The organism is Micromonospora sp. KC213 (assembly GCF_004348325.1).
Classification (GTDB): Bacteria; Actinomycetota; Actinomycetes; order Mycobacteriales; family Micromonosporaceae; genus Micromonospora.
The window spans coordinates 1-8,772 of record NZ_SMKF01000206.1; the positions used below are offsets into that span (position 1 = coordinate 1).

At 74.0% G+C, this 8,772-nt stretch carries 12 protein-coding genes and 1 tRNA gene; 5 read left to right on the top strand and 8 right to left on the bottom strand.

The window, feature by feature from the left end; translation table 11 throughout:
- On the top strand, positions 1-1,043 hold a 1,043-nt coding region (locus E1166_RS27005), incomplete at its 5' end, for an expansin EXLX1 family cellulose-binding protein (protein WP_132342735.1).
- Positions 1,044-1,077: 34 nt separating this feature from the next.
- Here the strand turns inward: E1166_RS27005 and E1166_RS27010 are convergent.
- The 4 genes from E1166_RS27010 to bcp form a co-directional block, all read right to left on the bottom strand.
- The gene (locus tag E1166_RS27010; RefSeq protein WP_132342736.1) at positions 1,078-1,608 is read right to left on the bottom strand and encodes a GNAT family N-acetyltransferase; all 531 of its coding nucleotides are present in this window, start codon (positions 1,606-1,608) and stop codon (positions 1,078-1,080) included.
- Positions 1,609-1,699: 91 nt separating this feature from the next.
- Positions 1,700-1,782: transfer RNA gene (locus E1166_RS27015), tRNA-Leu, on the bottom strand.
- Positions 1,747-2,400, bottom strand: coding sequence for an HNH endonuclease signature motif containing protein (locus E1166_RS27020; protein ID WP_207914562.1), 654 nt, complete (start codon positions 2,398-2,400; stop codon positions 1,747-1,749). The genes E1166_RS27015 and E1166_RS27020 overlap by 36 nt, the downstream gene beginning before the upstream one ends.
- Positions 2,401-2,433: 33 nt before the next feature.
- Positions 2,434-2,910 carry a thioredoxin-dependent thiol peroxidase gene (gene bcp / locus E1166_RS27025; RefSeq protein ID WP_132342737.1) on the bottom strand — a complete coding sequence of 159 codons (477 nt, stop codon included), beginning with the start codon at positions 2,908-2,910 and terminating at the stop codon, positions 2,434-2,436.
- A gap of 120 nt (positions 2,911-3,030) precedes the next feature.
- On the opposite strand from bcp, the gene E1166_RS27030 reads away from it, so the two are divergent.
- The 4 genes from E1166_RS27030 to E1166_RS27045 are packed head-to-tail and all read left to right on the top strand — an operon-like array spanning position 3,031 to position 5,691.
- Positions 3,031-3,747, top strand: a complete 717-nt coding sequence (locus E1166_RS27030) for an energy-coupling factor ABC transporter permease (RefSeq protein ID WP_132342738.1) — start codon at positions 3,031-3,033, stop codon at positions 3,745-3,747.
- A complete protein-coding gene (locus tag E1166_RS27035; protein WP_132270829.1) occupies positions 3,744-4,142 on the top strand; it encodes a PDGLE domain-containing protein in 399 nt (132 codons plus the stop codon). The genes E1166_RS27030 and E1166_RS27035 overlap by 4 nt, the downstream gene beginning before the upstream one ends.
- Before the next feature lie 12 nt (positions 4,143-4,154).
- On the top strand, positions 4,155-4,925 hold the full coding sequence (gene cbiQ / locus E1166_RS27040) for a cobalt ECF transporter T component CbiQ (RefSeq protein WP_132342739.1): 771 nt from the start codon (positions 4,155-4,157) through the stop codon (positions 4,923-4,925).
- Positions 4,926-4,932: 7 nt separating this feature from the next.
- Positions 4,933-5,691 (top strand): ABC transporter ATP-binding protein, encoded by a 759-nt coding sequence (locus E1166_RS27045; protein WP_132342740.1) that lies wholly within the window; start codon positions 4,933-4,935, stop codon positions 5,689-5,691.
- A 107-nt stretch (positions 5,692-5,798) separates the two neighbouring features.
- Here E1166_RS27045 and E1166_RS27050 read toward each other — a convergent pair whose 3' ends face one another.
- The 4 genes from E1166_RS27050 to E1166_RS27065 are packed head-to-tail and all read right to left on the bottom strand — an operon-like array spanning position 5,799 to position 8,657.
- Positions 5,799-6,890 carry a hypothetical protein gene (locus E1166_RS27050; RefSeq protein ID WP_132342741.1) on the bottom strand — a complete coding sequence of 364 codons (1,092 nt, stop codon included), beginning with the start codon at positions 6,888-6,890 and terminating at the stop codon, positions 5,799-5,801.
- Complete coding sequence (locus E1166_RS27055; RefSeq protein ID WP_132342742.1) at positions 6,887-7,603, bottom strand: thioredoxin domain-containing protein; 717 nt, start codon at positions 7,601-7,603, stop codon at positions 6,887-6,889. The genes E1166_RS27050 and E1166_RS27055 overlap by 4 nt, the downstream gene beginning before the upstream one ends.
- Positions 7,596-8,120: a MauE/DoxX family redox-associated membrane protein gene (locus tag E1166_RS27060; protein ID WP_132342743.1), complete on the bottom strand. Its 525-nt coding sequence runs from the start codon at positions 8,118-8,120 to the stop codon at positions 7,596-7,598. The genes E1166_RS27055 and E1166_RS27060 overlap by 8 nt, the downstream gene beginning before the upstream one ends.
- Before the next feature lie 33 nt (positions 8,121-8,153).
- Positions 8,154-8,657, bottom strand: coding sequence for a sigma-70 family RNA polymerase sigma factor (locus tag E1166_RS27065; RefSeq protein WP_243710536.1), 504 nt, complete (start codon positions 8,655-8,657; stop codon positions 8,154-8,156).
- Positions 8,658-8,772 lie beyond the last annotated feature (115 nt).

The following is an 8,772-nucleotide window of genomic DNA, read 5'->3' on the forward strand; positions in this document are numbered from 1 at the left end:
CCTCCCAGCCCACCCGGGGTCGCCGTCGCGCGCCCCGTTCCGCCCGTAGCCGCTGGCTCGCCGCCGGTGGCGTCACCGCGCTCGCCACCGTGCTCGGTCTCAGTCTCGCGCTGCGCTCCGGCGCCGCCCCCGCCTGCGCCGCCCCGGCCCGGGTGGCTGCCCCGCTCGCTGCCGCGCCGCCGGTCGGCGGCGCCGTCCAGAAGGGAAAGGCAACCTTCTACGACGCGCAGGGCCTCGGCAACTGCTCGTACCCCACCGTGCCCGCCAACCGGCTCTACGTCGCCCTCGGCCCCAGCGAATACGGCGCCGCCGCCGCCTGTGGTGGCAGCCTCGACGTCACCGGGCCGCGCGGCACCGTCCGCGTGCTGGTCACCGACCGGTGCCCGGAGTGCGCACCCGGGCACCTCGACCTGTCCCGCGAGGCGTTCGCCCGCATCGCCGACCCCGTGCAGGGCATCGTCCCGATCAGCTACCGGGCGGTCGTCGACCCACCGCTGCCCGGCCCGCTCACCTTCCGGATCAAGGAAGGCGCCTCGCAGTACTGGTTCGCGGTGCTCGTCGGCGACCACGGGAACCCGCTGCGCTCCGTCGAGGTCCGCCAGGGCAGCTCCGGTGGTTTCCGGCCGGCCGCCCGGCAGGACTACAACTACTGGCTGATCGACTCCGGTGCCGGCCCCGGCCCGTACACCGTCCGGGTCACCGACGTGTACGGCCACCGCACCACCGCCACCGGTATCCGGCTCGCCCCCGGCCAGACCCAGCGCAGCACCGTCCGAATGTACGGCGCGGCACCCGCCGCTGGTGGCGGTGCACCCGCCGCAGGTGGCGCGGCACCCGGCTCCCCGGGCGGCCGGACGGCCGCTGCCCGCCGCGCCTCGTCGCCGGGCCCGAGCGTCAGCCCGTCGGCGACCGTCCCCGCTCGTCCGTCCAGCGGGGTAGCGGCCGACATCACCGGACAACCGGACGCCACCGCGACCGCGCTGGCCGGCGAGGTGGTCACGCGACCGCTGGCTGCTGTTCCGCCCGAGCGCTCCTGCGGCTGACCGTGCAACACCCTGCGCCCACCGCCCGGAGCGGTCAGGGTGTGGGGGCGGGTAGGTCGAGCCACATGAAGATCTCGTCCCGGTCGTCGCCCGGAGCCACCCGCAGCGCGCCGGGCAACCGGCCGACCTCCCGGTAGCCGAGCCGGCGGTAGAAGCCCTCCAGCCCCAACCCGCCCCGGACGGTGACGTGCAAGGCCCGCCAACCCAGCTCGGGCGCCCGACGTGCGGCCTCCTTCATGATCGCCGCGCCGTACCCGAGCCCCTGCGTCCTCGGATGGACCATGACCCGCTTGAGGGTGCCCCAGTGGGCCTTCAGGTGGAACCGGTTGTCGACGAAGACCAGCACCGCGACGGGTTCGTCGCCCGCGTACCCGACCAGCAGCCGGTCCGGGCCGGCGACGACGTCGCGGAAGGTCGCCTCGGCGACCGGGCGGACCTCGTCGACGGTGACCGGCGCGACGAAGCCGACCGCGCCACCGGCGTTGGTCACCTCCACCCACAACTGCGTGAGCTGCTGGCGCAGCGCGGGAGAGAGGTCGGGGTCGAGGACGAAACGCAGGCTCACCCGGGTCATCCTGATGGACCGGGCTGCTCTGGCAAGCGGAGCGTGACCAGCGCAACAGGAAGGTCGAGCCGGGCCGTCATCGGATTGTCGGTGCGGGAGGGGGGTTTCGAACCCCCACGTCCTTCCGGACACAGGCTCCTAAGGCCTGCGCGTCTGCCGTTCCGCCACTCCCGCCGATGTGCTGAGTCTAGAGCCTCCCGGGAAGAGGGTGTGGGGCCGGAGGGGTCCGCCTCCCGGTGCCTCAATGTTCGGTGCCCTACAGCGGTCGGACAGGGGAGTCACGCGCATCGACTGGTCGGCCGGCGGCGAACCCGCCGGGCCAGGGCGCTTGTTACGCCCTGCGTACGTGTCGGTCTGGCTGTGGCAGTTCGGGCACAGCAGTCGCAGGTTGGGTGGCCGGTTGTCGAGGAAGTCGCCGTTGACATGGTCGACGTGCAGGGTCAGCGGACGCCCCTGCCAGGTCGACCCGACGCCACACTTCTCACACCGTTCGGGCACGCCGATGTCGGACAACGCCCACTTGAGTCGGGTGCCGGGTGTGCGGCGCGATCCGGGCGGCAGGAACACCAGCAGTTGCGATGACGTGGTCCGGCGGACACCACGCCGTCCCCGCGTGTGAGCGCTGCCCGTGAAGTGGGAGGTGTCGATGCCGAAGCGCTTCAGTTGCCGGCTGATGTGCGCGTGCGAGCCGCCGCTGACGCGTACGCCGAGCAGCCGCATCACCTCGGTGACGCTGTACGCGGCGGCGGCCGCTTCGGCGAGCGCGTCGGGGGTGTACCGGTACCGGACCACGCACGGACGGTAGCGGCCGGGTGTGACGGTCTGTCAGTCCAGGCCGAGGTCGCGGCGCAGCTTGGCGACGTGTCCGGTGGCCTTGACGTTGTAGAACGCACGCTCGATCTTGCCGTCCGGGTCGATGACGAAGGTGGAGCGGATCACCCCGGTGACGGTCTTGCCGTACATCTGCTTCTCGCCGTACGCGCCGTAGGCGGTGAGCACCGCCCGGTCGGTGTCGGCCACCAGCGGGAAGGTGATGGCGTCGCGCTCGCGGAACTTCGCCAGCTTCTCCGGCTTGTCCGGCGAGATCCCGACGACCTCGTAACCGGCGGACTGGAGGGAGGCGAGCGAGTCGCGGAAGTCGCAGGCCTGCTTGGTGCAGCCGGGGGTCATCGCGGCCGGGTACGCGTACAGGATGACCCGGCGGCCCCGCAGGTCGGCCAGGGAGAGCGTCCCGCCGCTGTCGGTCGGCAGGGTGAAGTCGGGGGCGGGGTCGCCGGGGCTGAGGCGGTCGGGCGCGGTCATGGCCTCGACCCTACCGCCGGGCCTGGGCGGCGAGCGCGGGGTGACGCGCCGCACAACGGGATCGCAGGTGCAGTTGCCAGCCCTTGGCAACAGCACCTGTGGGGAAATAGGCTCGCGCGCGTGGACACCCTCGCGATGCACATCTCGAACGGGATCATCAACGGTCCCGTGGCGGGGGTCTTCGCGGCCCTCGCCCTCGCCGCGCTGAGCTTCTGCGTGCTGCGCGGTCGCCGCGACCTGGACGACCGGCTGGCCCCGATGGCCGGCCTGGTCGCCGCCTTCATCTTCGCCGTGCAGATGCTCAACTTCCCGATCTTCACCGCCGGGGTGAGCGGGCACCTGCTCGGCGGCGCGCTCGCCGCGCTGCTGGTCGGCCCGTGGGTGGGCGCGCTCTGCGTGGCGGTGGTGCTGGTGGTGCAGGCCCTGGTCTTCGGTGACGGCGGCGTCGCGATGCTGGGTTTGAACATCACCAACATGGCGCTGATCGGCACCGCGGCGGCGTACCTGCTCATCGCCGGTCTGCTCCGGGTGCTGCCGCGTACCCCGTTCGGGCTGAGCGTCACCGCGTTCGTCTCCGCACTGGTGAGCGTGGTGGTCGCGAGCCAGGGCTTCGTGCTCCAGTACTGGCTTGGCGGCACCACCGACCTGGGCGGCAACCTCGCCGGGCTGGCCGGCACGATGGCCGGATTCCACCTGCTGATCGGTATCGGAGAGGGTTTGATCACCGCCACCACCGTGGCCACCGTCGCGAAGGTCCGGCCAGACCTGGTGTACGCGCTGCGCGCCCTGAAGCCGGCGACGCCGGCGACCGTCCCGGCCGTCGGAGGTGCCCGGTGAGGAACCGTACCTGGGGTTTCGTCGCGGTCGGCCTGCTGGTCGCGCTGCTGCTGGCCGGGGTGGTCAGCAGCTACGCCTCGTCTCACCCCGACGGGTTGGACTCGGCACTGCTCAAGGGCTGCACCGTCGACGCCGAGGGGGAGATCACCGGCGGTTCCTGCCCGGCCCAGCAGGAGAAGGAGCACGAGGTGGGCGGTCCGCTGGCCGACTACGGGATCGCCGGGATCGACAACGACTTCCTCTCCACCGCGCTGTCCGGGGTGCTCGGGGTCCTGCTGACCTTCGTGGTCGGCGGCGGTGTCTTCTGGCTGCTGCGCCGACGTGGCCCGGCCGGGTCCGGTGACGCCGGCGAGGCCGCGCGCGACGACCGGCAGCCCGCCGGCACGACCGGCTGAGGGGGCACGCCGATGGGGGCCGGGCACGCGCACGTGCTCTACCGGGAGGTGCCGTCCCCGGTGCACCGGCTCGCCCCGGAGGTGAAGATCGCGGCGATGGTGCTGTTCACCGTCGCCGTGGTGGCCACCCCGAGGGAGGCCCTGTGGGCCTTCGCCGGGTACGCGGTGCTGGTTGCCCTCGTCGCCGCGCTGGCCCGGGTGGGTGCCGGGTGGCTGCTGCTGCGCTCGATGATCGAGCTGCCGTTCGTGCTCTTCGCCTTCGCGCTGCCGTTGCTGGGCGCGGGGGAGCGGGTCGAGGTCGCCGGGCTCAGCCTGTCGGTCGACGGCCTGTACGGCGGGTGGAACATCGTCGCCAAGGGCACCCTGGGTGTGCTGGCGTCGCTGCTGCTGGCGGCGACCACCACCACCCGGGATCTGATCGTGGGCCTGGATCGGCTGCGCTGCCCGCAGATCGTCACCCAGATCGCCACCTTCATGCTGCGCTACCTGGACGTGCTGGTGGGCGAGGCCCGCCGGATGCGGGTGGCCCGGGTGTCCCGGGGCGACGACCCGCGTTTCCTGTGGCAGCTACGCGGGTTCGCAGCCGGGGTGGGTGCGCTGTTCCTGCGCGCCTTCGAGCGGGGCGAGCGGGTCTACCTGGCGATGCTGTCCCGGGGTTACTCGGGGCGGATGCCGGTGGTCTGGCGGGGCGCCGGTGCGGCCACCGCCGGGCAGTGGCTGGCCGCGGCGACCGTGCCGGTGACGGCGGTCCTCATCGCCGCCACCGCCGTCGTCCTGACATGATCGGTAGGTGCCCACCGCTGTCTCGTTGGACGTCCGTGGCGTCCGGTACGCGTACCCGGACGGTCACGTCGCCCTGCGCGGGGTGGACCTGACCGTGCCGCGCGGCGAGCGGGTGGCCCTGCTCGGCCCGAACGGGGCCGGCAAGACGACCCTGGTGCTGCACCTCAACGGCATCCTGACCCCCACCGAGGGCACGGTCAGCATCGGCGGGCTGACCGTGTCGAGCGACCGGGGCACGCTGGCCGAGATCCGTCGCCGGGTCGGGATCGTCTTCCAGGACCCGGACGACCAGCTCTTCCTGCCCACGGTCGCCGAGGACGTGGCGTTCGGCCCGGCGAACCTGGGGCTGCGCGGGGCGGAGCTGGCCGAGCGGGTGGACGAGGCCCTCGACGCGGTGGGGATGAGCGCCCACCGGGACCGGGCCCCGCACCACCTGTCGTTCGGCCAGCGCCGCCGGGTGGCGGTCGCCACCGTGCTGGCCATGCGCCCGGAGATCCTGGTGCTCGACGAGCCCTCGTCGAACCTGGACCCGGCGGCCCGGCGGGAACTGGCCGAGATCCTGCGTACCCTGCCGGTGACCCTGTTGATGGTCACCCACGACCTGCCGTACGCGGCGGAACTGTGCCCGCGATCGGTGATCCTCGACGCCGGCCGGATCGTGGCCGACGCTCCCACCGTCGACGTCCTCTCCGACGCGGAGCTGTTGGCCCGGCACCGCCTCGAACTGCCCTACGGTTTCAGCCCGCACTCGCTGCCCCGCCCCTGACCGGATCGCGCCGCGCCGGCCTTGTCCGCCGCGCCGGCCTTGTCCGCCGCGCCGGCCTTGTCCGCCGCGCCGGCCTTGGCCCGGGCGGCGGGTGGCGGGTGGCGCTGTCAGGCGGGGACGGGGGTGCGATGGCCGGCGGCGGTCACGGCGGCGCGGGAGGCGGCGTGCAGGCGCAGGACACCGGCGCCGACCGCCCCGGCCCCGGCGATCAGCACCAGCACCAGCAGCAGCCGGGCGTACTGGCCGGGCCAGGGGGCCGGGGCCACCGCGCGGGAGAACGTGGCGAGGTTGGCGACGCCGACGAAGACTGCCAGGCAGCTGCCCGCCAGCGCCAGTACGAAGTCGGCGGCGGGTCGGCGGGCCAGCGCCCAGCCGCCGGCGGCGACCGCGCCCAGTCCGGTGAGCAGCGCCCAGACCTGCCCGGTGAGCAGCCCGAGCAGCAGCGGCCCGGCACCGTCCGCGCCGGCGTCCAGTTCCCGGCCGACGACCAGGGTGATCGCCGCCGCGCCGCCGACGGCCAGCAGCGCCCCGACCGCGCGCAACGCCCGGCCGCCGGCGACCGAGCCGGCCGGCAGCAGGCCGGCCGCGCCGACGAGCAGGAAGCCGAGGGTGGCGGCCACCCACCACGGGTACGGGTCCGGTGGCGGCACCCAGTCCAGGGTGCCCCGGATCCCGACCTGCTCCGCGCCGTCACGGATCGGGACGACCCAGTCCCGGACCCGGTGCGGGCGGGTCGGGTCGGTGACGGCGGGGGCCGGCACGCCGGCCTCCCGCCACTGGGTGCGCTGGTCGTGCCAGCGCACCCGCGGCACATCGCCGATCTTCCGCCAACGCGGCGGCGCGGCCGGGTCCGCCTCCGTTGGCAGGGTGGTGTCCCCGGCGAGGGTCCGGTTCAGGTACGTGGCGGGGGAGCGGCTGTTCTCGTACGCCCCGTCCGGCCCGACCCGCAGGTACGGCTCCCCGGAGTAGCCGATCACCTGGACGTCTCGCCCGGTGGTGTTGACCAGTTCCAGCCGGGCGCCCGCCTCGACGGCCCGTACCGTCAGGCCGGCGCGGGCCGGGCTGAGGCCGATCGCCTGGACACGGTAGTCGGTGCCGTCGGGGGCGTCGGCACCGTGCGCGGCGGCCGGGGCGGCGAGGGTGAGCACGGCGGCGAGCACGGCACCCACGACCACGCCGACCCTGCGCGGCGGGGTCACCTGCCGGCCGCCTCCACCGCCGCCCGGATGCCGTCCGGGGAGCGGTCCTCGACGTCCTTGCCGTTGACCTTGACGGTCGGGGTGCCGGTGACGCCGGCCCGGCTGGCGTCCTCGGTCACGTGCTCGGTCCACGGCTTGTAGCGGCCGTCGGAGACGCAGGAACCGAAGTCGTCCCGGTTCAGCCCGACGCCCGCGCCGATGTCGATCAGCTCCTGGTTGCTGAGCCCGGCGCTGCCCTCCGGTGGCTGCCGTTCGAAGAGCGCGTCGGTGAACTCCTTGAACTTGCCGCCGTCGGCGGCGCAGCCGGACGCGGCCGATGCGCGGGTGGAGTACCCGGTGGTGGAGAGCCGGTCGAGGTAGGCCACCGGGTGGAACACCACCCGCGCCTTGCCCTCGCTGACCAGCTGGTTGATGGTGCCCCCGCTGAGCTGCTGGAACTGCTTGCAGGCCGGGCAGAGATAGTCCTCGTAGAGGTCGATGGTGACCGCTCCGCTGCCGATGACGATGCCGGTGCTGGCGTCGCTGGCGCCCTTCGGGGTGGTGAACTCGTCGGACCGCTGGCCGGCCCAGACGCTCCAGCCGATCAGGCCGGCGATCACCAGGACCGCGACCGCCCCGACCGAGGTCCAGAGCGTCCGTTTGCGCCGCTTCTCCCGGGCCAGGTGCTCGCGGACCACCCGGGCCGCGTCCCGCTGCCCCTTGCGACTACTCATCGTCGTCCTCCACGTGCGCGTCGCCCGCCAGCCAACCGTCGACCGAGACGGGGGTGCGGGGCCAGACCAGCAGGAACCCGGCAAGCGCCAGGAATCCCAGGTCCCGGAGGATCTCCGGGAGGTAACTCGGGGACTGCCCGGCGGCGAGCTGCCCGCCGCTGCCGAAGCATCCGCAGTCGATGGCCAGGCCGCGGGCCCAGGCGGAGGCGATGCCGGTGACGAAGACCACCAGCAGGGCGGCGGAGACGCCGGCGGTGAGCCGGGTGGCCAGGCCGAGCAGCAGGAGCGCGCCGAGCGCCAGCTCCACGAAGGGCAGCGCCGCGCCGATCGCGGCGGCCAGCTCGTAGGGCATCACCTGGTACGCGTTGACAGCGCGGCCGGAGGCGGCCAGGTCACCGACCTTGGTCGCGCCGGCGATCAGCCAGACGGCGGCCAGGCCGAGGCGCGCGGCAACGCCGAGCCAGGGACGGATGACGGGCCACCGGATGGCCCGGGTGCGAGCAGCGGTCACATCCATTGGTCGTCCCGTCCGGTCGCGGAGTTCCATGGTTCAGCCGGCCATCGCGTCGCCGACGGCGTCGATCAGGTCGTGGCGGGCCCGGGCGACCCGGGAGCGGATGGTGCCGACCGGCACCTGCTCCACGGCGGCGGCCTCGGCGTACGACAGGCCGAGCAGTTGGGTGAGGACGAACGCGCCCCGCCGGTCGGCGGGGAGCCGGCGGATCAGGTCGGTGGTGTCGAACTGCCCGGCCGGGTCGGGGTGCGGCTGGCCGGTGTGGGCGTCCGCGGCGAGTCGTTCGTCGAGGCGACGTCGCCGGAACACACCGCGCAGGTGGTCGGCGCAGACCCGGCGGGTGATGCCGAGCAGCCAGGTACGGGCGCTGGAGCGTCCCTCGAAGCCGGGCAGCGCCCGGAACGCCCGTAGGTAGGTCTCCTGGGTGAGATCGTCCGCGGTGTCCGGGTCGACCAGGGCGGCGGCGAACCGCCACACCTCGGCCTGGGTGGCGCGGACCAGGGCGGCCTGGGCCGCAGGGTCGCCGTCCCGGGCGGTCAGCGCCCACCGGGTGGCCGGGTCCGGCGCCGCATCCCGAGCGGTATCGCGCGCCGGGTAAGGGCGGCCGGCGGAGGCGGCTCGCGGGGCGGGGATCACGACAGACCAGGCTACGCGG